24 protein-coding genes are annotated in these 24,846 nt (G+C 59.5%); 8 read left to right on the top strand and 16 right to left on the bottom strand.

The features are described from left to right. The first annotated feature begins 209 nt into the window (after positions 1–209). The 3 genes from BW686_RS11755 to xopAW all read left to right on the top strand — a co-directional run bounded on the left by BW686_RS11755 (position 210) and on the right by xopAW (position 2,864). On the top strand, positions 210–959 hold the full coding sequence (locus BW686_RS11755; RefSeq protein WP_084916872.1) for a response regulator: 750 nt from the start codon (positions 210–212) through the stop codon (positions 957–959). Continuing rightward, positions 956–1,990, top strand: a complete 1,035-nt coding sequence (locus BW686_RS11750; protein ID WP_084916870.1) for a sensor histidine kinase — start codon at positions 956–958, stop codon at positions 1,988–1,990. Before BW686_RS11755 ends, BW686_RS11750 begins: the two co-directional genes overlap by 4 nt. Positions 1,991–2,105: 115 nt before the next feature. Further along, positions 2,106–2,864, top strand: coding sequence for a XopAW family type III secretion system calcium-binding effector (gene xopAW / locus BW686_RS11745; protein ID WP_084916868.1), 759 nt, complete (start codon positions 2,106–2,108; stop codon positions 2,862–2,864). A 45-nt stretch (positions 2,865–2,909) separates the two neighbouring features. Here the strand turns inward: xopAW and BW686_RS11740 are convergent, their stop codons facing one another. The 9 genes from BW686_RS11740 to BW686_RS11700 all read right to left on the bottom strand — a co-directional run bounded on the left by BW686_RS11740 (position 2,910) and on the right by BW686_RS11700 (position 9,722). After that, complete coding sequence (locus tag BW686_RS11740; protein WP_084916865.1) at positions 2,910–3,959, bottom strand: AI-2E family transporter; 1,050 nt, start codon at positions 3,957–3,959, stop codon at positions 2,910–2,912. 78 nt (positions 3,960–4,037) lie between these two features. Next, positions 4,038–4,856, bottom strand: coding sequence for a DUF4892 domain-containing protein (locus BW686_RS11735; RefSeq protein WP_179149250.1), 819 nt, complete (start codon positions 4,854–4,856; stop codon positions 4,038–4,040). Between the two features lie 136 nt (positions 4,857–4,992). Then, on the bottom strand, positions 4,993–5,847 hold the full coding sequence (locus BW686_RS11730) for an alpha/beta hydrolase (RefSeq protein ID WP_084916860.1): 855 nt from the start codon (positions 5,845–5,847) through the stop codon (positions 4,993–4,995). Beyond that, positions 5,844–6,653 (bottom strand): alpha/beta fold hydrolase, encoded by an 810-nt coding sequence (locus BW686_RS11725; RefSeq protein ID WP_084916858.1) that lies wholly within the window; start codon positions 6,651–6,653, stop codon positions 5,844–5,846. Before BW686_RS11725 ends, BW686_RS11730 begins: the two co-directional genes overlap by 4 nt. A gap of 142 nt (positions 6,654–6,795) precedes the next feature. After that, positions 6,796–7,272 (bottom strand): hypothetical protein, encoded by a 477-nt coding sequence (locus BW686_RS26825; protein WP_179149249.1) that lies wholly within the window; start codon positions 7,270–7,272, stop codon positions 6,796–6,798. A 116-nt stretch (positions 7,273–7,388) separates the two neighbouring features. Then, positions 7,389–7,832, bottom strand: coding sequence for a hotdog fold thioesterase (locus BW686_RS11715; RefSeq protein WP_084916856.1), 444 nt, complete (start codon positions 7,830–7,832; stop codon positions 7,389–7,391). A 42-nt stretch (positions 7,833–7,874) separates the two neighbouring features. Further along, a complete protein-coding gene (gene sixA / locus BW686_RS11710; protein ID WP_084916854.1) occupies positions 7,875–8,330 on the bottom strand; it encodes a phosphohistidine phosphatase SixA in 456 nt (151 codons plus the stop codon). Further along, positions 8,327–8,671, bottom strand: coding sequence for a DUF4389 domain-containing protein (locus BW686_RS11705; protein ID WP_084916852.1), 345 nt, complete (start codon positions 8,669–8,671; stop codon positions 8,327–8,329). The genes sixA and BW686_RS11705 overlap by 4 nt, the downstream gene beginning before the upstream one ends. Positions 8,672–8,696: 25 nt before the next feature. Next, a complete protein-coding gene (locus tag BW686_RS11700) occupies positions 8,697–9,722 on the bottom strand; it encodes an NAD(P)H-dependent glycerol-3-phosphate dehydrogenase (protein ID WP_084916850.1) in 1,026 nt (341 codons plus the stop codon). Between the two features lie 282 nt (positions 9,723–10,004). Between BW686_RS11700 and BW686_RS11695 the strand changes: the two genes are divergently transcribed. The 3 genes from BW686_RS11695 (at position 10,005) to fabB (ending at position 13,879) form a co-directional block, all read left to right on the top strand. Beyond that, a complete protein-coding gene (locus tag BW686_RS11695) occupies positions 10,005–11,909 on the top strand; it encodes an ATP-binding protein (protein WP_084916847.1) in 1,905 nt (634 codons plus the stop codon). Positions 11,910–12,129: 220 nt separating this feature from the next. Further along, entirely contained in the window at positions 12,130–12,645 is a 516-nt protein-coding gene (gene fabA / locus BW686_RS11690) for a 3-hydroxyacyl-[acyl-carrier-protein] dehydratase FabA (protein ID WP_084916844.1), read from the top strand. Between the two features lie 10 nt (positions 12,646–12,655). Further along, positions 12,656–13,879: a beta-ketoacyl-ACP synthase I gene (fabB, locus tag BW686_RS11685; protein WP_084916842.1), complete on the top strand. Its 1,224-nt coding sequence runs from the start codon at positions 12,656–12,658 to the stop codon at positions 13,877–13,879. 147 nt (positions 13,880–14,026) lie between these two features. On the opposite strand, the gene BW686_RS11680 is transcribed toward fabB, so the two are convergent. Both BW686_RS11680 and htpG read right to left on the bottom strand, forming a co-directional pair. Continuing rightward, positions 14,027–14,755, bottom strand: a complete 729-nt coding sequence (locus tag BW686_RS11680) for a dienelactone hydrolase family protein (RefSeq protein WP_084916840.1) — start codon at positions 14,753–14,755, stop codon at positions 14,027–14,029. Between the two features lie 84 nt (positions 14,756–14,839). Beyond that, complete coding sequence (htpG, locus tag BW686_RS11675) at positions 14,840–16,747, bottom strand: molecular chaperone HtpG (protein WP_084916838.1); 1,908 nt, start codon at positions 16,745–16,747, stop codon at positions 14,840–14,842. A 311-nt stretch (positions 16,748–17,058) separates the two neighbouring features. Here htpG and BW686_RS11670 point away from each other — a divergent pair, with 311 nt between their 5' ends. Next, entirely contained in the window at positions 17,059–17,319 is a 261-nt protein-coding gene (locus tag BW686_RS11670) for a hypothetical protein (protein WP_084916837.1), read from the top strand. Positions 17,320–17,438: 119 nt separating this feature from the next. Here the strand turns inward: BW686_RS11670 and brnQ are convergent, their stop codons facing one another. Continuing rightward, on the bottom strand, positions 17,439–18,752 hold the full coding sequence (brnQ, locus tag BW686_RS11665; protein WP_084916835.1) for a branched-chain amino acid transport system II carrier protein: 1,314 nt from the start codon (positions 18,750–18,752) through the stop codon (positions 17,439–17,441). Positions 18,753–19,054: 302 nt separating this feature from the next. Between brnQ and BW686_RS11660 the strand changes: the two genes are divergently transcribed. Continuing rightward, entirely contained in the window at positions 19,055–19,630 is a 576-nt protein-coding gene (locus BW686_RS11660; protein WP_086934811.1) for a GNAT family N-acetyltransferase, read from the top strand. 99 nt (positions 19,631–19,729) lie between these two features. On the opposite strand, the gene sucD is transcribed toward BW686_RS11660, so the two are convergent. The 4 genes from sucD to odhB form a co-directional block, all read right to left on the bottom strand. After that, entirely contained in the window at positions 19,730–20,611 is an 882-nt protein-coding gene (sucD, locus tag BW686_RS11655) for a succinate--CoA ligase subunit alpha (protein WP_005617294.1), read from the bottom strand. Beyond that, positions 20,611–21,777: an ADP-forming succinate--CoA ligase subunit beta gene (sucC, locus tag BW686_RS11650; RefSeq protein WP_002552981.1), complete on the bottom strand. Its 1,167-nt coding sequence runs from the start codon at positions 21,775–21,777 to the stop codon at positions 20,611–20,613. The genes sucD and sucC overlap by 1 nt, the downstream gene beginning before the upstream one ends. Before the next feature lie 208 nt (positions 21,778–21,985). Further along, positions 21,986–23,422, bottom strand: a complete 1,437-nt coding sequence (lpdA, locus tag BW686_RS11645; protein WP_084916830.1) for a dihydrolipoyl dehydrogenase — start codon at positions 23,420–23,422, stop codon at positions 21,986–21,988. A 160-nt stretch (positions 23,423–23,582) separates the two neighbouring features. Then, on the bottom strand, positions 23,583–24,815 hold the full coding sequence (gene odhB, locus BW686_RS11640; RefSeq protein WP_084916828.1) for a 2-oxoglutarate dehydrogenase complex dihydrolipoyllysine-residue succinyltransferase: 1,233 nt from the start codon (positions 24,813–24,815) through the stop codon (positions 23,583–23,585). Positions 24,816–24,846 lie beyond the last annotated feature (31 nt).

Raw genomic sequence — 24,846 nt, 5'->3', positions numbered from 1 at the left:
GTGGCTGGATACTCTCAGAACTACTAGGGAGGTCAGTCGAACGGCACGTCTCGGAGACGTTTGGTATCAATCCAGATACATTCATGACATGCCCATGACATTCGATCACGCCACCCTTTCGCCGCGCCTCCCGGCGAAGTAGCATCGGGAACAGCGTTGATCTTCAACAGCGGCCAGCAATGGCAGCATCAGCAGGCAGCAGACGCACTATGCAAGCACTTCCCGACAATACCCTTGATGCCACATCGACCGACCAGCGCTGGAGCGTCCGTGCGCTGATCGTCGATGACGATGTGGCCATCCGCGAACTGCTTTGCGACTACCTGACTCGCTTCAATATCAACGCCCGCGGCGTGAACGACGGCACGCAAATGCGTCAGGCGTTGGCAGACGAAACCTTCGACGTGGTGGTTCTGGACCTGATGTTGCCCGGCGAAGACGGCCTGTCGCTGTGCCGCTGGTTGCGCACCACCTCGGACATCCCGATCCTGATGCTGACTGCAAGGTGTGAACCCACCGACCGGATCATCGGCCTGGAGCTGGGCGCCGATGATTACATGGCCAAGCCGTTTGAGCCGCGCGAGCTGGTTGCGCGTATCCAGACCATCCTGCGCCGGGTACGCGACGAACGCAGCGATCAGCGCACGACCATTCGGTTCGATGCCTGGCGCTTGAACAGTGTTTTGCGTCAGCTCACAGCAGCCGATGGCCTGGTGGTGCCGCTGTCCAACGCAGAGTTCCGCCTGTTGCGCGTGTTTCTCGAACGACCGCACCGGGTACTGAGCCGCGAGCAATTGCTCGATGCTGCCCGAGGCCGCTCGATAGAAGCCTTCGACCGCAGCATCGACCTGCTGGTCTCGCGCCTGCGCCAAAAGCTGGGGGACGACCCGAAGAATCCGCAACTGATCAAGACCGTGCGCGGTGAAGGCTATCTGTTCGATGCCAGGGAGCTGGGTTGATTCGCAGGTTCGACACCCTGTTTGCGCGGCTGTTTGGCGGCGCGCTGCTGGCCATTCTGCTTGCGCATTTACTGGCCTTCATCTGGTTCACGCAGTACGGCATGCGCCCCATGCCGCCGCCCCGGCCTGACTTCAACCCTGCGCACGGCCAGTTTGACGACAGGCACCTGCACAGGCCGCCGATTCTGGGTGGCCCGGTCATCCTGCTGCTCTTTCAGTTCATTACCCTGATCATCGCAGCATGGTATGGCGCCAAGGCGCTCAGTCGTCCGGTACGAAGCCTGAGTGAAGCCGCCGAGCGCCTGAGTGAAGACCTCGACAGCCCGCCGCTGGAGATCAGCGGCCCCAAGGAGGCTCGTCAGGCGGCCCAGACGTTCAACCTGATGCAGCGAAAGATCCGCGAACAGATGCAGCAACGCGGGCGCATGCTGGCCGCCGTGTCCCACGACCTGCGCACCCCGTTGTCACGTCTCAAGCTGCGCGTCGAACAGATCGAAGAACCGAGGCTGCATGGGCAGATGACTCAGGACCTCAACGACATGATCAGCATGCTCGATGCCACGCTCGCCTACCTCAACGAGCATCGACGAAACGAAGGCTTGCAACAGTTTGATCTGCAGGCGCTGATCGAGTCACAGGCTGAAAATGCCCAGGACAATGGCGACGACGTACAGTACCAAGGCCAGTGCAAGCCGCTCAGGACGCAACCGATGGCGTTGCGCTCCTGTCTGCAGAATCTGGTCGACAATGCACTCCGCTACGCCGGTAGCGCGTACATCGTGATTGAAGACAGCGCAGATCACGTGCGCGTATCGGTGGTGGATCACGGACCGGGGATTGCGCCCGAGTTTCACGAGACGGTGTTTGAACCGTTCTATCGCCTGGAAAGTTCGCGCAATCGCAATTCCGGCGGTATCGGCATGGGCATGAGTATCGCCCGCGAGGCTGCGCGACGCATCGGCGGTCATCTGTCGCTGGCGCAAACCCCAGGCGGTGGCCTGACGGCGGTGCTGGACCTGCCGCGCCTTTGACACACGGTGTATCGCGCCTCTTACAAACCCGGCATCACCACGACAACTGACACCCCGAGGCTTCACAAGCCGGTACACCGTGACCGGCTATTTTCATCTCAGGGGAGTGAGATCAATGATCAGTGGGATCAGCAGCAGTTTCTCGGGCTATACCCGTTCGACCAGCAGCGCATCAGCCACCAGCAACAAGACGTTTCAGGAAGACCTGCTGGCAAAGCTCGATGCCGATGGTGATGGCAGTATCAGCAAGGACGAACTGAGTTCGGCCCTGTCATCGGACAGCAAGGAGGGTATTACCGTCAGCCTGAGCAAGGCGTTCAGTGACCTGGACAGCAACGACGACGATAGCCTCGATACTGACGAACTGGCTGCCATGACGCCGCCACCGCCCCTGCAACCGGCGACCGATGTGGCAGACGAACTGCTTGATTCGCTGGACAGCGACGGTGACGGTGCAATCAGCAGCGCAGAACTGAGTGCAGGGCTGACCAGCGCTGGCAGCAGCGCCAGCAGCAGTGAAGTGTTCGATACGCTGGACACCAACAAGGACGGTACTGTCAGCCTTGACGAGTTGACCGCCAGCCTGCAAGCGCAACAACCGCCTGCCGGACCACCGCCCGCGCAAATGGGCACATCCGGCAGCACAACCACCGACAGCGCAGTGCTGTTCAATGCACTGGACAGCGACAGTGACAACAGTATCAGTGCTTCCAAGCTGTCGGCCGCGCTGAAACAGAGTGACAGCAACAACGAACAGACCAGCACCCAACAGGTCGCCGCCCAGGCCCTGAGCAAGATGATCGCCGCCTTGGGCGAAAGGTACGACACCGAGGGCAACAAACCGGTGGGACGCTACCTGAATACCGCCGCTTGACGCACCCCGCCGCCGGCCATTGCCGAGCGGCGGGCATGCTTGAGATCAGCGAGGGTTACGCACACGCTCACTGCCCACCCAGTCCGTCAACAGGCTGTACGCCACTGCCAGTAGCGTCGGACCGATGAACAAGCCGATAAAGCCGAAAGCCAGCAGTCCTCCGAAAACACCGAGCAATACAATCACCAGCGGCAGGTTGCCGCCCCGGCTGATCAGGTAAGGCTTGAGCACGTTGTCCACGCCGCTGATAACGAACATGCCCCAGATGCCGAGGAATATCGCCATGCCATACTCGCCCTGCCAGACCAGCCAGGCCGTGGCCGGCAGCCAGACCAGCGGCGGCCCCATCGGAATCAGGCTGAACAGGAAGGTCAGAATGCCCAGCACCAGCGCCCCCGGAATGCCTGCGATCAAAAAGCCGATCAAGGCCAGCACGGCTTGCGCCGCCGCCGTACCGATCACCCCGTTGACCACCCGCTGTACCGTCCCGGCAACCAGGTCCAGGTAGTACTGCGCACGATCACCGATCAGGCGTTCGAGCAGACTGAGTACGAATGCCGCCAGACGCGGCCCGTCCCGGTAGAAGAAGAATGCAAAGACGATGCTCAGGGTCAATTCCAGAATGCCGCCGCCAATCTGCGCGCTGCGCGCCAGCAGCCAGTTGCCGACTTCACCCAGGTAAGGTTTGAGCGTGGTCATGAACGCCGCGCCCTGCTGATCGATGGTGGTCCAGATCCCGACCAGTCGCTCGCCCACCAGCGGGATCCCCGCCAGCCATTGCGGCGGATCGGGCAACCCGTCCACCTGAATGTCCTTGATCAGCCCCGTGGCGTCACGCACATGGTCGGCCAGGTTGAAACCCAGCCAGACCAGCGGCGCCGCGACCAGCAACATCCAGCACAGGCTCATCATCAAGGCGGCCACCGATTCGCGCCCCTTGAACCAGCGCGTCAACAAACGCATCAGCGGCCAACTGGCAAACGCCAGCACCGCCCCCCAGACCAGTGCTGACCAGAACGGAGCCATCACCCAGAGGCAGGCACCGAACAGCGCCAGCAGCAGAATCTGCACCAGCAAGCGATCATTGTTGAACATGCGGTATCCACTAAAAGGAGTCAGAGGTGGCGAGCATAATGGCGAACCGGGTTGTTCGCCATCTTCGCAAGTCAGGGGCTAGCGGATGATCTCGATTTTAAGCCCTGCGCCCTCGACAGCGCCCGTCTCCAGCCGCGCAGCACGAACCCCCTTGGCGATCAGAGCATCGCGCCAGGCGCCTGCACTGGCGCCCGATACGATTGCCCGCAGCGAACTGTCGAGGTTCAGGCTGCGGGAAATCAGGGTGGCCCATGCTTCCGGCGGCTCGCCGCTCAGTCGGGGCAGGTCCAGCTTTCCGGTGCTCCTCAATTGACGCAGCAAGGTGGCCGACGTCGGCAGCAGTTCGCCCAGCGGCGCAGCGGATTCGAATTGTTCGGCATGCAGGTAGGCCCGACGGTTGCCGCGAGTAATGCTGTAAAGGGCGACCAGGGTTTCACTGCGGGGTTCGATCAGGCGCACCAGCAGATACGCCTGCCCGTTGTCGGCGCCGTACAGCTTGGCGTTGCCGAACACTTCATTGGCCCACAGACTGCTTTCTCCGCAGTCACGCGCCTGACACCAGAAAAGCAGCTCCACACCCTGCTGCTGCAATGCTTCGCGCGCTGCCGTGAACGCCTCGTCGGCAGTACGCTCGGCTGGCAATTGATACGTGACCGATGTCAGATTGCCCCGGCCGCTGACCTGACCGTCGAAACGCAACTGCCCGCTGATCTTGCGGATCGAGCCCATCGGGTAGATACGTTCGAGCTCGGCAGACGGGCGATAGTCGACGATTTCCGAGTCAACCGGACGTGGCAGACCCTGCAAATCGGCGCTGCCGGGCATATCAGCGGCGCACAGCATTGTGCTGAACATGGACAGGCACAATGCGAGGCCGGGAACACGGGATAAACGCATGCGTGTTCTCATTGGCAGGCAGACAAGAGGCAAGAATAAAAAGCATCGCCAGCAAGGCGGTTATGGGCTGCGGATGGTTGCATCACGGTTGACTCCTGTTTCAACCCGTTCAGCGTCGGCAGTTGCCGCCTTCAAGTCAAGAAGCAACGAAAAAGCGATTGATACAGCGTGCAACAGAGCGCGCGCCCTCCTCTTCATCCAGATGCAGATGGTGACCGCCTGCCAGTCGGGCGATATCGAAAGGCAGACCGCCCAGCAGCTCCTGCTTTTTCGCCAGCATGCCGTCCGACGCCACCACCAGTTGTGTCGGACAACATATGCCGTGAACGAAGGCCATTGCCTGTTCATGGGTAAGTCGTGTTGCGGACGGCAAGGTCAGGCGACTGTCGCTGCGCCAGGTGTAACCACCCGGCACGGGCATCAGACCGCGCTGAGCCAGCAGCTCTGCCGCCTCGCGACTGACGGCGAGGACGCCTTTCATACGTGCCTGTATCGCGCGCTCCTGATCCTGATAGACCGGCTTCTTCTTGCCCGACAGCACCAATTGCGCCTGCAAGGCCGCCCCCATTCGCTCGGCGGCAGATTCGGCGTCGCCAGTCAGCGGCACCAGCCCGTCGATCAGCGCCAGACGCGTCACGCGCTCAGGCAGCGAGCTTGCCAACAGGACGGAAATGATGGCGCCCAGGGAGTGGCCCAACAGGGCAAAGCGCTGCCAGCCCAGTTGCTCAGCCACCTGCAATACATCAAAGACATAGTCGGCCAAGGCATAGGACGACCCCACGGGCCGATGATCGGAATGGCCATGCCCCGCCAGGTCCAGCGCCACGATGCGCAGCCCTTCCAGATGCGGTGCGAGACGGGCAAAGCTGTTGGCATTGTCCAGCCAGCCGTGCAGAGCAATCACCGGCTGACCGTCCTCAGGACCGAACAGACGGGCAGCCAGTTCGATATGGCCGAGACTCAAACGCACGTCCTCGACAGCCAGCGTCATGCGTCAGCCCGTTGCAGATGCCGGGCGTCCCAGCGCACAAACAGCGATTTGAGCAGCTGCGCCGTTTCATCGGGACGTTCCAGAGGAAACATATGCCCTCCCGGCATCGACAGGTATTCGCCTTCGCGCATGCGTCGGGCCAGATAACCATGATGGGGCATGATCACCCGGCTGTGCTTGCCACGCACCATCGCCAACGGCACCTTGAGATGACGCGATGGCACAGGGCTGGTGTGGGGAATGCTGCGATAGATACTGATCTCAGTCGCAGGGTCGAAGCGCAGGCGCAGTTGCTCGCCGTCCTGCTGCAACCCATGCGTCAGGTAAGCGGTCAGGCAATCGGGGTCGAACCGGCGAAACAGCGTCTTGCCTGCAAAATAGGCCCGTGCCGACTCAAGGTCGTCAAACGCCTCGCGGCGCCCCAGTGTGCGGCCTGCCGGCGTGATACGGTCGATGAACCCCCAGCGTTTGGCCGCCCGGATAAACCACTGATCGGCCAGGCCCAGCACCGGCGAGTCGAGCATCACCACGCCACGATAAAGCTCGGGGCAGCGCAACGCGGCGTGCAGATGCAGCACCCCGCCCAGCGAATGACCAACGCCCCAGACCGGGCCAGTCTGCTCACGCAAATGATGAATCAGCTCATCGACGAGATTCAGCCAGTTGTCATCCACCGGAAAGCGCGGGTCGTGAGCGTGTTGCTCGAGGTGCGCCACGTCGTATTCCGGCGCCAGCGCGGAGAACAGTTTGCCGTAGGTCGCCGATGGAAAGCCGTTGGCGTGAGCGAAGAATACCGGTTGCGACATGCCAGAACTTCCAGGGGCCGAACAAGTCGCAATTGTGCGCAGCCTCGCCGTCGAACGGCAATGACTGGAACGGCCATCGCGAGTGTCACTCCGGCCATCGGGGCCATTATTCCCATGACCGGAACTTCGTGAACAGCCGTTGTTACAAGGATTGAGTCAGCCGGTCCAGCGATGCCTTGATGTAAGCCACCTGAAATCCCAGTGACTGCCTGACCAAGGCCTTGGCTTCGGCATCAGGCTTGCCTTTTCTGACCTCAAGAACTGCGAATTGCATGGCCTCTACCACCACATCCGCTAACGGTTCGAAGAGCTTCAGGTAACCATTTTTCGGAAAAGTGGCCTTGAGCTCCTCGAACAGCCTGTCGGCATCGTCACGCAGCCCGGCAAACTCCGTGGTGGTCATCAACTGATCGGCATAGAGCTGTTTCAGACGCTTATCCAGGTTCAACTCAGGCACCGGCGGCGGAAGTGTTTTCTCGAGTGTGGGTGAACTGTCTACCGCGGGTGGCTGTTCAAGGGGTTGCGGACTTCCAGAGGCCGCAACGGCGGTTGACTCAGGGGCTACGACTGGCAGGTGTTCTCCGGACGGCGTTGTCTTTTCATCAGTTTCATCAGTCATGATCTTTTCTCCTGGAAAGAATATTCCCATCGGGGAACACTCAGACACTAAGAGAAAGACCACCGGGTCACAACGTCCAGTTTGGACCTATACCATGACCTTTAATAGCCGAAAGCTCAGCGGGCAGGCGGCTCCTGACCATGCGGCACAACCGCGACGGTCAGTCGCGAGATGCAGCTCAGCTTGCCTTCGTCGGTGCTGATGCGGATATCCCATACATGCGTGGTTCGACCAATGTGTATCGGACGCACGACACCTGTCACGCGCCCGTTACGTACGCCACGCAAATGGTTGGCGTTGACTTCAAGCCCGACACAAAAATGCGTGTTCGGGTCGACCATCAGATAACTGGCCATCGACCCCAGCGACTCGGCCAGCACCACCGACGCGCCGCCGTGCAGCAATCCGAACGGTTGATGGGTGCGTTGATCGACCACCATGCTGGCGGTCAGCGAGTCGTCGGTGAACGACTCAAACTGAATATCCAGCACCTCGCCAATGGTGTTTTTCTGAGCCTTCATGAGGGCTTCGATATCGGGAGCCTGACGCCATATGCTCATGTTGAATCCTTTTCAGAGAGTGTCGATGTTCGAACAGACCGTTCAAACGTGCCTGACGCTGTTGAGCTGCATGCCGCCGGCGATCACGAACTCGCCCTCGAGTTCTGCAAGACTGGCCGTGCTCATGGGCTGCGCCTGCTGTGCATTGCCGTGTACCAGCACCCCGATCAGTTCACCGACCAGAGGCTGATGACTGACCAGCAGTATTTCGTCGACGCCGAGCGTGTCCAGTTGCGCCAGCACCTCGCGCGGCGTGCTGTCAGGCGTCAGCCAGGGCACAGTCATGACAGGCTCGTCAAAACCCAGCGACTGACGCACCAGTTGCGCGGTCTGCTGCGCCCGGACATACGGGCTGGCAACAATTCGCCTTATCGCCCTGCCCGACAGGTGGACAGCACTTTTAAGCACTTCATCGCGCCCGTGGGCCGTCAACTCACGCTCGGCATCACTGCGCGCCCGAGACTGTGCCTCGCCATGACGCAGCACCCAGACCTTCATAGTTTTGGCTCCTCATCGCGAACCGGGTGCGGCGCTGGCGCAACGTAATGCGCAGCCTCGCCATCCGGGGAGCGAGGCGCCGGCCAGTCGGCGAACGGCCAAGGCTTCTGGTCGCTGTGAAACGTCCCGAAACGGCCGATCTGAGCCAGGTATTGGCTGAGGCTGTCACCAAAGTTCATCAGGCTGCCGCTCGGCGCGCCGTAGATCAGGCGATACCCCAGCTGCACCAGCACCACGCCCGCCAAAACGATCTGGGCCAGATGCCACACACCCAGAAACAGAAGCATCCACACAATGCGGAGCAAAATCGACTCGTTATGCTGGATTTTCGACTCGTTCAAGACCTTCTCCCTGAGCAAACTGAATTCAATTGAAACCGGTGATCGAAATGAAATCGACGTCTGTCTTGGGCTCGGCGCGCATCAGCGCTTCAATGACCTGGCTGAGCGTACGGCCTTCGAAAAGAATCGCATGCAACCCGGCGACCAACGGCATATAGACCTGCACCTCCTGCGCCTTGACCTTGAGCACCTTGAGGGTGTTCACACCTTCGGCCACCTCGCCCAGCCGCGTCACAGCCTCGTCCAGCGTCAGGCCCTGCCCCAGGGCGAAACCGACCTGGTAGTTGCGGCTCTTGGGCGAGGAACAGGTGACGATCAGATCACCCACCCCGGCCAGGCCCAGAAAGGTCATGGGGTTGGCGCCCTGACACACGGCAAAACGGGTCATTTCCGCCAGCGCCCGGGTGATCAACATGCTTTTGGTGTTCTCCCCCATGTCCAGCGCCACCGCCATGCCGGCAATGATCGCGTAAACGTTCTTCAGTGCCCCGCCCAGCTCGACGCCGAAGCGGTCATTGCTGGCGTAGACCCGGAATGTCCGTCCGTGCAAGGCAGCCTGGACCTGCTGACACAGCGCCTCGTCTTCGCTGGCGACCACCGTGGCGGTCAACGCGTGCTCGGCGATCTCACGGGCCAGATTAGGGCCGGACAACACGCCGATGCGGGCCTGAGGGACGATCTCTTCCAGAATCTGGCTCATCAGCTTGAAGCTCTGCGCCTCGATACCTTTGGTCAGGCTCACCAGCATCTTGCCATTCAAGCGTTCGACGTGGGGCGACAGTACCGCGCGCAGGGCACTGGAAGGCAGTGCGACGAAGATCAGTTCGCTGCCTTCCAGCACAGCAGTAAGGTCAGTCACCGGCTCGACTTCAGGACGAACCTTGATGCCTTTGAGGTAACGAGGGTTCTCGCGATTGACGCGAATGGCCTCTGCCTGCTCCGGATCGCGCATCCACTGGCGAACCTGATGGCCGTTCTCGGCCAGCAGATTTGCAATGGCAGTACCGAAACTGCCACCACCAAGAACCGCAACTGGTTGCTGTGTGGTCATAGAACTATCCATCCAGGGCCATCAAGTGGCGATGCCGGCATTATACGGAGCGACAGAGCATCGGCCAGCAACAAACGCCGGCAACGCATGCTTCACTGACACTTCGTCTCGAAGAACGTGCCACCTGTAAGCATATGCACACTGGAAACCGGCGCCATCTCGGTTAACATGCACACGTTGCAATCAACCATAGTATGCAATCAACAGGGACACCGAGCGCACAGGCATGGACGCATCAACCGGATTCAAGCTGTATCACCTTGCCTGCAAGGTGGCCGGCCGATGAACTTTCGGCACTGGGACATCAATACCCGCACGCAGATCATAAGCCTGGGCCCCGCCCTGTTGCTGACGGTAATGCTGATCGGCTTTTTCACCTTTGTGCGTATCCAGGACCTGCGTGAAGAGCTCAACCACACAGGGCAACTGATCGCCAATCAACTGGCTCCAGCGGTCGAGCCAGGCATCACGGCTGGCGATATCGACGGTCTGAAGATGCTGATGCGCGCCACCCTGTCCATGCCCAGCGTGCGTTACGTGGAAATCCAGGACAGCTCCAACACCGTCCTGGTCTACATCGACCAGCCGCGTGAGCATGAGCATCAGGCGCGGCAGATGGAAATTTTCCAGGCCCCCGTCCGGGTGCCGCATGCCTCGCCGCAAAGCAAGACCGCCACTCAGCCGCAAGACTATCTGGGGCGGGTGCTGGTCGGCATGTCCAGCGAGGCGTTCAATCAGCGTCAGCAGGAGATACTGCTCAAGGCCGGAATCCTCGCGTTGTGCGCCCTGCTGTTTACCTTTTTGCTGGCCCGGCGCCTGGCCTTGAGCCTGTCGAGCCCCATCAGCCGCATGGGCGAGGCGCTGAAGGCCATCCAGCAAGGTGATTACCACACGCCGCTGCCGGTCAGCGATGACGCCGAGCTGGGCGCACTGGCGCGGCATATCAATAATCTTGCCGAAAACCTGCATGCCGCCAGCCAGGAACAACAGCGCTCGGTGGCGCAGTTGATCCAGATGCGTGAAGAGGCCGAAAAAGCCAACCGTGCCAAATCGGATTTTCTGGCGATGATGAGCCACGAGCTGCGCACCCCGATGAACGGCGTGCTGGGCATGCTGCAACTGCTGGAAACCACGCGCATGACCGATGAACAGAGCGAGTATGCGAAGCTGGCGACCGAGTCCACTGAACACTTGCTGCGGGTCATCAACGATATTCTCGATTTTTCACGCATTGAACGGGATGCCCTCGAGATGGAGGGTATCGCCTTCAATCTGGCCGAATTGATCAACGCCTCGACACACGCATTCAATCACAGCGCCTTGCAACGCAAGCTCTCGCTGGAGCTGAAGATCAAACCGGGGCTGGAGACATTGACCGTCACCGGCGACCCGACCCGGATCCGGCAGATTCTGGTGAACCTGATAGGCAACGCGCTGAAATTCACCGAACAGGGCAAGGTCTGTGTCGAAGCCGACTGGGCGATGCTTGACGATGATCACCTGAGCTTTACCTGCAAGGTTCACGACAGCGGCATCGGCATCGACGCGGAACGCCTGGAGTCAATGTTCGATGCCTTCAGGCAGGCCGACAGCTCGATCTCGCGGCGTTATGGCGGGACAGGCCTGGGGCTGCCCATCGCACGCACCCTGGCCGAACGCATGGGCGGCACCTTGTGTGCGCAGAGCGAAGAAGGTGCGGGGTCTGTCTTCACGCTGCAGATCCCCCTGGCCGTTTCACGCAAGGCTTCGGTCGACCCCGTCAAGCCGCTGTCGGCACTCGATGCTCAGGGCAGGAAACGCAGCGTATTGCTGGTCGAGGACAACCCGGTGAACCGCACCGTGGTGCAAGCCATGCTGCATCACCTGGGCTGCGACGTCGACGTCGCGGTCGATGGCGTCGAGGCGGTCATGAAAGCCGGCGCAGGAAACTACGCCCTGATCCTGATGGATTGCCGACTGCCGGTCATGGACGGTTATGAAGCCACGCGCAGAATCAGGCAACTTTCCGGGCTGGAGCGAATCCCAATTATCGCCCTGACTGCCAATGCGTTGCAGGGTGATCGGGACGCTTGCTTGCAGGCGGGCATGGACGATTATCTGCCAAAGCCTTTCAAACACGCTGATTTGCAGCAGGTTTTGCAGCGCTGGTTGTCTTTTCAAGCACCTGCGACTGGCGATAAATGTTAAATTGCGGCAGTCTTGGCACCCATATCGGCCAGCAAAATCGGCTGACTGATACAATTCAGTGTACAGGTGTACCTTGATTTCACCTGAGCTGTGACTTTCATTACAACGCAACAGTCTATGAGTAGGCTGCCGGACAGGGTCCTGGCGAATGAGTGCGCCGGAACCGACGTTCGAGCCAGTGGCGCCACAACCTGCCGCACAAGATTATTGAGGAGCTCGCATGACCAAACAACACGCCTTTACCCGGGAAGACCTGCTGCGCTGCAGTCGCGGCGAGCTGTTCGGCCCAGGTAACGCGCAACTGCCCGCCCCCAACATGCTGATGGTTGATCGCATTACCCACATCAGCGAAGAAGGCGGCAAGTTCGGTAAAGGTGAATTGGTCGCAGAACTGGATATCAATCCTGACCTGTGGTTCTTTGCCTGCCACTTCGAAGGCGACCCGGTCATGCCCGGCTGCCTCGGGCTGGATGCCATGTGGCAGCTGGTGGGCTTCTATCTCGGCTGGCAGGGCAACCCCGGCCGTGGCCGCGCCCTGGGTTCGGGCGAAGTGAAATTTTTCGGTCAGGTTCTCCCGACTGCAAAAAAAGTCACCTATAACATCCACATCAAACGCACCATGCGCGGCAAACTGGTCCTGGCGATTGCCGAAGGCACCGTGAGCGTCGATGGTCGCGAAATCTACAGCGCCGAAGGCCTTCGCGTCGGTCTGTTTACTTCCACTGAAAATTTCTAAGGGTACTCGCATGCGCCGCGTCGTTATCACTGGTCTGGGTATTGTTTCCTGCTTGGGCAATGACAAAGAGACCGTCACCGCAAACCTGCGTGCTAACCGCCCTGGCATCCGCTTTAACCCGGAATACGCCGAAATGGGTCTGCGCAGCCAGGTTTCCGGCTCCATCGACCTGAATCTGGAAGAGTTGATCGACCGCAAGATCTATCGCTTCGTCGGTCACGCGGCTGCCTACGCCTATCTGGCCATGAAAGACGCGATTGTCGACGCCGGCCTGAGCGATGAACAGGTGTCCAACGTTCGCACCGGCCTGATCGCCGGCAGCGGCGGCGCGTCGACGCTGAACCAGATGGAAGCGCTGGATACCCTGCGCGAAAAAGGCGTCAAGCGCGTCGGTCCATACCGTGTCACGCGGACCATGGGCAGCACCGTTTCGGCCTGCCTGGCCACGCCTTTCAAGATCAAGGGCGTCAACTACTCGATTTCGTCCGCCTGCGCTACCAGCGCTCACTGCATCGGCAACGCCGTCGAGCAGATCCAGCTGGGCAAGCAGGACATCGTGTTTGCCGGTGGTGGTGAAGAAGAGCACTGGAGCCAGTCGTTCCTGTTCGACGCAATGGGCGCGCTGTCCACCCAGTACAACGAAACACCGGAAAAAGCCTCCCGTGCCTACGACGCCAAGCGTGACGGCTTCGTCATCGCCGGTGGTGGCGGCATGGTGGTTGTCGAAGAACTGGAACACGCGCTGGCACGCGGTGCGAAAATCTACGCAGAAATCGTGGGTTACGGCGCGACGTCCGACGGCTATGACATGGTTGCGCCTAGCGGTGAAGGTGCGATCCGCTGCATGCAGATGGCCTTGGCCGACGTCGACAAGAACGACATCGACTACCTCAATACCCACGGCACTTCGACTCCGGTCGGCGACGCCAAGGAAATGGAAGGTGTGCGCGAAGTGTTCGGCAGCAACGCTCCGGCCATCAGCTCCACCAAAAGCCTGTCGGGCCACTCGCTGGGCGCCGCAGGTGTTCACGAGGCGATCTACTGCCTGCTGATGATGGAGAACAACTTCATCGCCGGCTCCGCAAACATCGACGAGCTGGACCCTGCCGTGGCTGACATGCCGATCCTGCTCAAGACACGTGAAGACGCGAAGCTTGACCTGGTCATGAGCAACAGCTTCGGCTTCGGTGGCACCAACGCTACACTGGTACTGAAACGCTGGCAGGGCAAGTAACACCGCCCTCGCCCTACCAAAAAGGCGCCTTTTGAAGGCGCCTTTTTTATGGCTGAAAAACCGCTGACATCTCTCGTTCTGCACGCCCCGGCACGGGAACGCCCTTCGTGACGCACCGCGCACTCAAAGCAAGCAGGACGTTCGACCTTAACCGAACACTTCACCCAGCAGATCATGCATCGACTTGAACGCACGCCCGGCCACTTTGGCGTCGTACATCATCATGCCCGGCACATTGGCGTGCGGATCGGTGAATGAGTGGAATGCGCCGCCGTAGCTGTGCAATTGCCAATCCACGCCAGCTGCGTTCATCTCGTCTTCAAAAGCAGGCAACTGCTCTTTCGGCACCAGCGGATCGGAGGCACCGTGCAGGACCAGCACCGAACCCTTGATGTTTTTCGCATCAGACGGATCAGGGGTGTCCAGCGTGCCGTGGAAGGAAATGGCAGCTTTCAGTTCAGCCCCGGTACGCGCCAGTTCCAGCGAGCAGCAGCCACCAAAGCAAAAACCGAAGGTTGCGATCTGCCGGGTGTCCAGCGAGACGTCTGCCTGACTCAACAACTGATCAAGCCCTGCCTGCATACGCTTGCGCAACAAGGCACGGTCGTTCTTGAGCGGCGTCATGGCAGCGCCCGCTTCATCGTTGTTACTCGGGCGTACCTGCTGACCGTAAAGATCAGCCAGCAGCACGACATAGCCCTTGCCGGCCACTGCCTTCGCAATGTCCTCGGCTCCCTGACTGACGCCCATCCAGTTAGGTGCCATCAAAAGGCCCGGCTGCAGGGCCGTGGCGTTGGCGTCGAACACCAGACGGCTCTCGTAAGGCTGACCATCAATCTGGTAGACCACAGAACGGACTTCGATATTGCTGCTCATGGCTGACTCCTGGTGAAAAATGAGGGATCGGTTGACAGACCCTGACAAAAAACCCGCCGAAGCGGGTCTTTTGCCAGACAGCTGTCAGATCGACAGTTCTACCAACAGCTTGTTCAGACGGCGAACATAAGCGGCCGGATCCTTGAGGCTGTCACCTGCGGCCAAGGCCGCCTGATCGAACAGGATGTGCGACAGGTCGCCAAAACGCTCTTCACTCTGCTCGGCATCGAGCTTGTCGATCAGCGGGTGAGCCGGGTTGAATTCAAAAATAGGCTTGGAATCCGGCACCTTCTGCCCGCTGGCTTCCAGAATCTGACGCATCTGCAGGCCCATGTCCTGCTCACCAATGGCCAGAATCGCCGGAGAGTCGGTCAGACGATGGGAAACGCGAACCTCGCTCACGGACTCGCCCAGTGCAGCCTTCAGACGCTCGATCAGGCCTTCCTTGTCCTTGGCGATTTCTTCCTGCGCTTTCTTTTCCTCTTCGGAATCAAGTTTGCCCAGATCGAGGTCGCCCCGTGCGACGTCAACGAAGCCCTTGCCGTCGAACTCGTTCAGGTAGCTCATCAGCCACTCGTCGATACGGTCGGTCAGCAGCAGCACTTCGATGCCTTTTTTGCGGAAGACCTCAAGGTGCGGGCTGTCCTTGACCTGCGCGTAGGACTCACCAGTGAGGTAGTAGATCTTGTCCTGACCTTCCTTGGCACGCGCCAGGTATTCGGCCAGACCTACACTTTGCTCGCCACCGTCGACAGCGGTCGACGCGAAACGCAGCAGACCGGCGATCTTCTCCTTGTTGGCGAAGTCTTCGGCAGGGCCTTCCTTGAGGACCTGACCAAAATTCTTCCAGAAACCCTTGTATTGCTCGGGCTCGTTTTTCGCCAGCTTTTCCAGCATGTCCAGCACACGCTTGGTCAGCGCAGCCTTCATCGAATCGATGATCGGGTCTTTCTGCAGAATTTCACGGGAAACGTTCAGTGACAGGTCGTTGGAGTCGACCACGCCCTTGACGAAGCGCATGTACAGCGGCAGGAAGGACTCGGCCTGATCCATGACGAACACGCGCTGAACGTACAGCTTGAGGCCACGCGGTGCTTCACGCTGATACAGATCGAACGGAGCACGTGCAGGCACGTAAAGCAGCGACGTGTATTCCAGCTTGCCTTCAACCTTGTTATGGCTCCAGCTCAGCGGGTTTTCAAAATCGTGGGCGACGTGTTTGTAGAACTCCTGATACTCCTCGTCCTTCACCTCGGTGCGCGGACGGGTCCAGAGTGCGCTGGCTCGGTTGACGGTTTCCCATTCCAGCGCCGGTGCTTCCTCCCCTTCAGCCGCAGGAGCCTGCTCTTTGGGCAGCTCGATCGGCAAGGCGATATGGTCGGAATACTTCTTGATGATGTTGCGCAGGCGGTAGCCATCTGCGAACTCGTCTTCACCGCTTTTCAGGTGCAGGACGATGCGCGTGCCGCGCTCGGCTTTTTCGACGTTCGCGACTTCGAATTCGCCCTCGCCTTTGGAAGACCAATGCACCCCTTCACTGGCGGGCAGGCCTGCGCGACGACTGAATACTTCAACCTGATCGGCAACGATAAATGCCGAATAGAAGCCCACACCGAACTGACCGATCAGGTGCGAATCTTTCTTCTGGTCGCCCGACAGGTTTTTCATGAAGTCGGCAGTGCCGGACTTCGCGATGGTGCCCAGGTGGGTGATCACATCTTCACGGCTCATACCGATGCCGTTGTCTTCAAGGGTGACGGTCTTCGCGTCCTTGTCGAAGCTCACGCGAATCTTGAGCTCGGCGCCGCCTTCCAGCAGCTCGGGCTTCGACAACGCCTCAAAACGCAATTTGTCGACCGCGTCGGACGCGTTCGAGATCAATTCGCGAAGGAAAATTTCCTTGTTGGAATACAGCGAATGGATCATGAGGTGCAGCAGTTGCTTTACCTCGGTCTGGAAGCCCAGGGTTTCCTTTTGAGTTTCCACACTCATAATCATCAAACTCCGATCTGGATGGTATAAGCCGTCACAATCAGGCATCAGCCTCGTGACAGCGGGTAGTCTTCAAGGTGGGGGCTGGGTCGGGGATTTCAAGAGCAGAAGATGCCCGGACTCTTTTCATCGTCCTGACGGGGCGGTGAGAAGGCTGATCGGCGTGGCTCTGAACGACCTGCAATCAGGTTGGGCAAACACCCCTGCAACCCCACTGAGACGGCCGTCTTCAATATTGTGTTCAGCGTTGGAACTTAAGCCTGCGGGACAGGCTCTTAGCCACGTGAATAATCAATAAGGAGACACACCCCATGCGTAAATCTTTAGCTTATGCCTTGATGCTTTCTGCCACCCTGGGCCTCGCCGCCTGTGACAAAAAGTCCGAAAATACTCAGCAAGATGCCAACAAGGCAGCTCAGCAGTCCCAGGAGTCGATGGAAAAGGCTCAGGACAAAGTGAATGACGCCGCCAAGGAAAGCCAGGAAGCTGCTCAGAAAAACGCAGAAGCCGCACAACAGCGCGCCGCCGAAAACGCCGACAAGGCGCCGGAAGCAGCTCCAGCCACCAAATAAGGCTGGCACGCTCGCAGAACCAGAAAGGCCCGCATTGAGCGGGCCTTTTCATTGGCTGCGTTTTAATGATCAACAGGGAGCCAGAATCGTTTTGGCCCAAGGCTAGACCTTTCCGACCTTCAAGCCAGCGCCTCGCTGCGCTTGCCCATCAGCCTGTCGATGACCACAGCGCCCGCCAGCGTGATGACCGAAGGCACCAGCCACGCCAGCCCCTGATCGCTCAACGGCATGCTGGTCAGCGCGTTCGGAAGGTGCTCACCGAATCCGGCACCCTTGAGCGCGTCGATAAGGCCGAAAACCAGAGAAACCAGCATCACCGGTGCAACCACCCTGCCCTGGCTCTGCCAGAGCCCTTTGCAGAAGCTCAGCGCGACCAGAACAATGCAAGGCGGGTAGATAGCGGTCAGTACCGGAATCGAAAACTGGATCAGCTTGGTCAGCCCCAGATTGGAGACCAGCAACGAGAACACTGCCAGCATCACCACCAGCGTTCTGTAAGACAGCGGCAACACCTTGGCGAAATATTCGGCACACGCGCAGGTCAGGCCCACCGCCGTCACCAGACACGCCAGAGAAATCAGCACGGCAAGAAAGCCGCTGCCCAGAGAACCGAACGTATGCTGGACGTAGGCGTGCAATACGGCTGCGCCATTGCTTGCACCCGCCGCCACGGCATGACTGCCGGAACCAAGGCGGAACAGGCTGACATAGACCAGCGCCAGCCCGACGCCGGCAATCAGCCCGGCAATGATCGCGTAGCGGGTGATGAGGCGAGGCGACTCGACACCCCGGGAGCGGATGGCATTGACGATGACGATGCCGAAAACCAAGGCCCCCAGCGTATCCATCGTCAGGTAACCATTGATAAAGCCCTGGGAAAACGGCGCAGCGGCATAGGCCGGCTCAGCCTCCCCGATGCCGCCGGCGGGCAAGGCAAATGCGGCGATACCCAGAACCGCCAGCGCGATGATCTTGAGCGGTGCCAGGAAGCGACCCACCGTGTCCAGCAGGCGGCCCGGGTACAGCGAAACCCAGAACACCACCAAAAAATACACCAGGCTGTAAAGGAACAGCGCCATCGGGCTATCGCCGGTCAATGGTGCAAGACCCACTTCAAACGAGACGGTGGCCGTACGCGGGGTCGCGAACAGCGGGCCGACCGCCAGGTAGCAGACTGCTGCCAGAGCGCCCCCGGCAATCTTGCCGATGGGGCTGCTCAAGGCATCCATCGCACCGCCGACCTTGGCCAGGGCAATCACCGTGATGACCGGCAGGCCGACCGCCGTGACCAGAAAGCCAAGCGCCGCCATCCACACATGCGGCCCGGCCTGCAGGCCCACGATGGGTGGAAAGATGATGTTACCCGCCCCGACGAACAGGGCAAATGTCATAAAACCGAGTGCCAGGATGTCCTGACCTTTCAAAACTTTCATTACGAGGGACCACACGAAATCGAAATAAGGGATGGGACGTCACCCATGAATGGGGCAGACGCAGCCCGTCGGCGTAAGACGTGGCAGTACCTTGCGATGCGCCCCTCGTGAGGGCCACGCAAAAACGCCGCACAGGGTAGCCAACTTCGAACGAAAATGCACTGTCTCAGGGCGCACCACCCGACGACGCACCTTTAAACGGCAGTTGAACAAAGCTTGGGGGTATTCAGAAATATCCGACAGACCTATCGATGATCGATCGGTAGATTGACGGGCCTCTCTGCTGCCGATGGCTGATGCCCATGCAAGAAACGAAAAATCGGCCTGCGGTTTTCACCCCCACCCTGCATACGCCACGTCTGCTCCTGCTGCCGTTGCAGCTTGAAGACGCTCCCGCCATGCAGAGCCTGTTCAACCATTGGGACGTTGTCCGCTACCTGACCCATCACGTGCCTTGGCCCTACCCTGAGGGTGAAGCGCTGCGCTATCTGCGCGAAGACGCTCTGCCTGCGATGCAGGACGGGGAAGAATGGCACTGGTCTATTCGTCTGCGCGGTCGACAGGAGCAATTGATCGGCAGTGCCTGCATGATGGACGAGCAGGATAACAACCGTGGCTTCTGGCTTTCACCGCCTTATCAGGGGCTGGGGCTGATGTCGGAAGTCTGTGAGGCCATTGATCGCTTCTGGTTTGAAACACTCGGGCGCCCTGTCCTGCGCGTGGCCAAGTCCGTCTTGAATGCAGCGTCCTGCCGCCTGTCGCAGCGAGAAGGCATGCGCCTTGTGGCTGTTCAGGAATCACAGTTTGTGTGCGGCACGACCCAGGAACAGCTATGGGAATTGACACGAGAAGAATGGCAGGCAAATAACCGCGGGTAGCCAAGCGGGACCAGGCATGGCCTAAATGGCTTTTCATACGCCCAAACAAAAGCCACCCGAAGGTGGCTTTTGTCGATTGCTCGAAAAAGTAAGCAGCGCTTACTTGGTCGGCCAACCGGTCAGCTCGGCCAGGGCCTTGCCGATATCTGCCAGGGAGCGCACGGTTTTGACGCCAGCGTCCTGCAGTGCAGCGAATTTCTCGTCTGCAGTACCTTTACCACCGGAGATGATTGCACCGGCATGGCCCATGCGCTTGCCCGGAGGAGCAGTCACACCAGCGATGTAGGAAACAACCGGCTTGGTCACGTGTGCCTTGATGTAGGCGGCCGCTTCTTCTTCAGCCGAACCGCCGATCTCGCCGATCATGACGATCGCTTCGGTCTGCGGGTCTTCCTGGAACAGTTTCAGGATGTCGATGAAGTTGGAGCCAGGGATCGGGTCGCCGCCGATGCCCACGCAGGTGGACTGACCGAAACCGGCGTCAGTGGTCTGCTTCACAGCTTCGTAAGTCAGGGTGCCGGAACGCGACACGATGCCTACTTTGCCTGGCAAGTGAATGTGACCTGGCATGATGCCGATCTTGCACTCGCCCGGAGTGATGACGCCTGGGCAGTTAGGACCGATCAGGATCACACCCAGCTCGTCACACTTGACCTTGGCTTCCAGCATGTCGATGGTCGGGATGCCTTCGGTGATGCAGACGATCAGCTTGATGCCGCCGAACGCTGCTTCAAGGATGGAATCCTTGCAGAAAGGAGCCGGTACGTAGATAACGCTGGCAGTCGCGCCAGTGGTGTCTACTGCTTCTTTCACCGTGTTGAACACGGGCAGGTTCAGGTGCGTGGTGCCGCCTTTGCCTGGCGTCACGCCGCCGACCATCTTGGTGCCGTAGGCAATGGCTTGTTCGGAGTGGAAAGTACCCTGCGAACCGGTGAAACCCTGGCAGATGACCTTGGTGTCTTTATTGATCAGGACGCTCATTACTTGCCCTCCGCGGCTTTGACGACTTGTTGAGCAGCGTCGGTCAGGCTGGTAGCAGCGATGATGTTCAAACCGCTTTCTGCCAGTACTTTAGCGCCCAGTTCAGCGTTGTTGCCTTCAAGGCGCACAACAACCGGGATTTTCACGCCGACTTCTTTCACTGCACCGATGATGCCTTCGGCAATCATGTCGCAACGAACGATGCCGCCGAAGATGTTGACCAGTACTGCAGCGACATTGGTGTCGGACAGAATGATCTTGAACGCTTCGGTAACGCGTTCCTTGGTGGCACCGCCGCCAACGTCAAGGAAGTTGGCAGGCTTGCCGCCGTGCAGGTTGACGATGTCCATGGTACCCATGGCCAGGCCAGCACCGTTGACCATGCAACCGATGTTGCCTTCCAGCGCAACGTAGTTCAGTTCGAACTTGGCAGCGTGAGCTTCGCGAGGATCGTCCTGCGAAGGATCGTGGAAGCCCTTCAGCTTTGGCTGACGGTACATGGCGTTGGCGTCGATGTTGATCTTGGCGTCCAGGCAGTGCAGATCGCCGTCAGCCTTGATCACCAGCGGGTTCACTTCCAGCAGGGCCAGATCGTGGTCCTGGAACAGTTTGGCCAGACCGGTGAAGATCTTGGCGAACTGAGTGACCTGCTTGCCTTCCAGACCCAGCTGGAATGCCAGATCGCGACCCTGGAATGGCTGTGCGCCAACCAGAGGATCGATAGTAGCCTTGAGAATCTTTTCAGGAGTGTCGTGAGCGATCTTCTCGATGTCCACGCCACCTTCGGTGGACGCCATGAACACGATACGACGGCTGGAACGATCGACCACAGCGCCCAGATACAGCTCTTTGGCGATGTCGGTGCAGGACTCGACCAGGATTTTGGTCACTGGCTGACCGTTGGCGTCAGTCTGGTAAGTCACCAGACGCTTGCCCAGCCACTGTTGAGCGAAGGCTGCAGCGTCTTCCTTGCTACGAACGAGCTTTACGCCGCCCGCTTTACCGCGACCACCTGCGTGAACCTGGGCTTTGACAACCCACTCGGTCCCGCCGATCTTGTCGCAGGCTTCAGCTGCTGCTTCCGGGGTGTCTACCGCGTAACCTTTGGATACTGGCAGGCCGTACTCAGCGAACAGCTGCTTACCCTGATACTCGTGAAGATTCATGCTTATTACCGTCTTCGTTTAGGTACTGCGCATTCGGTGCTGCACGTCAGCGTGCCGCACCACCTGTGACCGCTACTCCGGGTGGACGCCGCAAGTGCCATTGGACACTCATGGCGCCGCCTGAGAGGTCGAGTCCGGCGCAGATTCCGCGGTAAGCCTTGCTGGCAAGGCTCACGACGGGCACTGCGTCGTGGTTTCTCTTGTTGTCTTAGCGTTTCTTGCGATTCTGAATGTGGATGGCGCCGCCATTCACAGCCAGTGCAGCTTCGTGCAGCGCTTCGGACAACGTCGGGTGCGAGAAGACCATCATGCCGATATCTTCTGCACTGCTGCCGAATTCCATCGCGATTGCGCCCTGCTGTACCAGTTCGGCAGCGCTCGGGCCAATAACGTGAACACCCAGAACACGGTCGGTCTTGGCATCGGCAATGATCTTGACGAAACCACCGGTGTCGTTGGCTGCCATTGCACGGCCACTGGCCGCGAACGGGAACGTACCGACATTGACTTCAACGCCTTCGGCCTTGAGCGTCTGCTCGGTCTTGCCGACCCAGGCAATTTCCGGGTGGGTGTAGATAACCGACGGAATCAGGTTGTAGTTCATCTGGGCCTTGTGGCCCTTGATGCGCTCGACAACCATGATGCCTTCTTCGGAAGCCTTGTGGGCCAGCATCAGGCCACGTACCACGTCGCCGATGGCGTACACGCCCGGAACGCTGGTGGTGCAGTAGTCATCGACATAGATGAAACCGCGCTCGTCCAGGTCGACACCGCTGTCGGATGCCAGCAGGTCGGTGGTCACCGGACGACGGCCAACGGCAACGATCAAGCGGTCGAACGTGATCGACTGTTCGCCGGCGGCGTCGGTGTAGCTGACAACCACTTCTTCGCCTTCGACCTTGGAGCCGGTCACGCGAGCGCCGAGCTTGATGTCCAGGCCCTGCTTGGTGAAGGTTTTCAGCGCTTCCTTGGAAACCGCTTCGTCAGCGGCCGGAATGAACTTGTCCAGCGCTTCCAGAACAGTGACCTGAGCGCCCAGACGAGCCCATACCGAACCCAGCTCCAGACCGATTACGCCAGCGCCGATCACGCCCAGACGTTGTGGAACCTGCTGGAATTCCAGCGCGCCGGTGGAATCAACGATGACCTTCTGGTCAACCGGAGCCGGCGGGATGTCGATAGGGCGCGAACCCGAAGCCAGGATGACGTGGTCTGCTTCAATGATCTCGACCGTGCCGTCGGCAGCGGTCAGCTCGACCTTCTTGCCGGCCAGCAGTTTGCCGTGGCCCTGCAGGGTGGTCACGCCATTGGCTTTGAACAGGCTGGAAACGCCGCCGGTCAGGCCTTTGACGATGGTCGACTTGCGGCCGATCATGGCCGGCACGTCCATGGTGACGTCAGACGTCGAAATGCCATGCACGCTGAAACCGTTTTTGGCTTCGTAGAATTTCCAGGAGCTGTCGAGCAATGCCTTGGAAGGAATGCAACCGACGTTCAGGCAGGTACCGCCGAGGGCCAGTTTGCCCTCCTTGTCCTGATATTTCTCGATGCAGGCAGTCTTGAGACCAAGTTGCGCAGCCTTGATGGCGGCAACATAACCGCCAGGGCCTGCGCCAATCACTACCACGTCGAATTTCTGGGACATAACAAAGAGTTCCTCTTTAGCTGCGAGCTTTAAGCTGCAAGCTGCAAGTCGGTCCGCGTTTCAGCGCGAGGCCGACTTGCGACCTATTGATTAGGTGAAACACATCAGCCCCGATGACACGCCTTTTTACCTGCGGCTGACATAAACCGGGGCCGCCTCATCAGATATCCAGCAACAGACGAGCCGGATCTTCCAGCAGGTTCTTGATGGTGACGAGGAAAGTTACTGCTTCTTTACCATCGATCAGGCGGTGATCGTAGGACAGCGCCAGGTACATCATCGGGCGAATCACCACCTGGCCATTGACGGCCATCGGACGCTGCAGAATGTTGTGCATGCCCAGAATGGCGGCCTGTGGCGGGTTGACGATCGGCGTCGACATCATCGAACCGAAAGTACCACCATTGGTGATGGTGAACGTGCCGCCGGTCATTTCGTCGATGGACAATTTGCCATCGCGAGCCTTCTTGCCGAAGGTGGCGATGCCGCCTTCGATTTCAGCCAGGCTCATGTGCTCTGCGTTACGCAGAACGGGCACAACCAGACCACGGTCGCTGGAAACCGCAACACCAACGTCTGCGTAGCCGTGGTAAACGATGTCGGAACCGTCGATCGATGCGTTGACTGCCGGGAAACGCTTCAGCGCTTCGGTGGCGGCCTTGACGAAGAAGGACATGAAGCCCAGACGCACGCCGTTGTGCGACTTCTCGAACAGGTCCTTGTACTTCGAACGCAGTGCCATGACTTCAGTCATGTCGACTTCGTTGAAGGTGGTCAGCATCGCCATGTTCGACTGGGCTTCGACCAGACGCTTGGCAACGGTTGCACGCACGCGGGTCATCGGCACGCGCTTCTCGGTGCGATCACCAGCAGCGACAACAGGCGCAGCGGCTGCGGCAGGCTTGGCGGCAGGAGCAGCGGCTGGAGCGGATTTCTTCGCTTCAACGGCAGCAACGATGTCTTCCTTGGTGATACGACCGTCTTTGCCGGTGCCCTTGACGCTGGCCAGGTTGATGCCGTTTTCTTCAGCCAGCTTGCGTGCAGCAGGTGCAGCAATTGCATCTTCTTCGTCAGCAGAAGCTGCTGGTGCAGCGGCGGACGGTGCAGCCGCAGGTGCCGCCGAAGCAGCAGGCGCCGGAGCAGCCGATGCAGTCGCACCATCATGCAAGATAGCGAGCACTTCATTGGACAGGACGATAGCGCCCTCGCCCTTCGTGATCGGACCCATCACGCCATCAGCTTCGGCCAGGACTTCGAGGACAACCTTGTCAGTCTCGATGTCGACCAGCATCTCGTCGCGCTTTACCGCATCACCCTCTTTTTTATGCCATACGGAAATGGTGCCGTCGGCAACGGATTCCGGGAAAGAGGGGGCTTTGATCTCGATAGCCATTATCTGTAATTCCTTAATTCGGTTTCTAATG

Source organism: Pseudomonas syringae, from assembly GCF_002157375.1.
Taxonomy (GTDB): domain Bacteria; phylum Pseudomonadota; class Gammaproteobacteria; order Pseudomonadales; family Pseudomonadaceae; genus Aquipseudomonas; species Aquipseudomonas syringae_T.
This window is presented reverse-complemented; position numbering and strand designations above follow the sequence as displayed.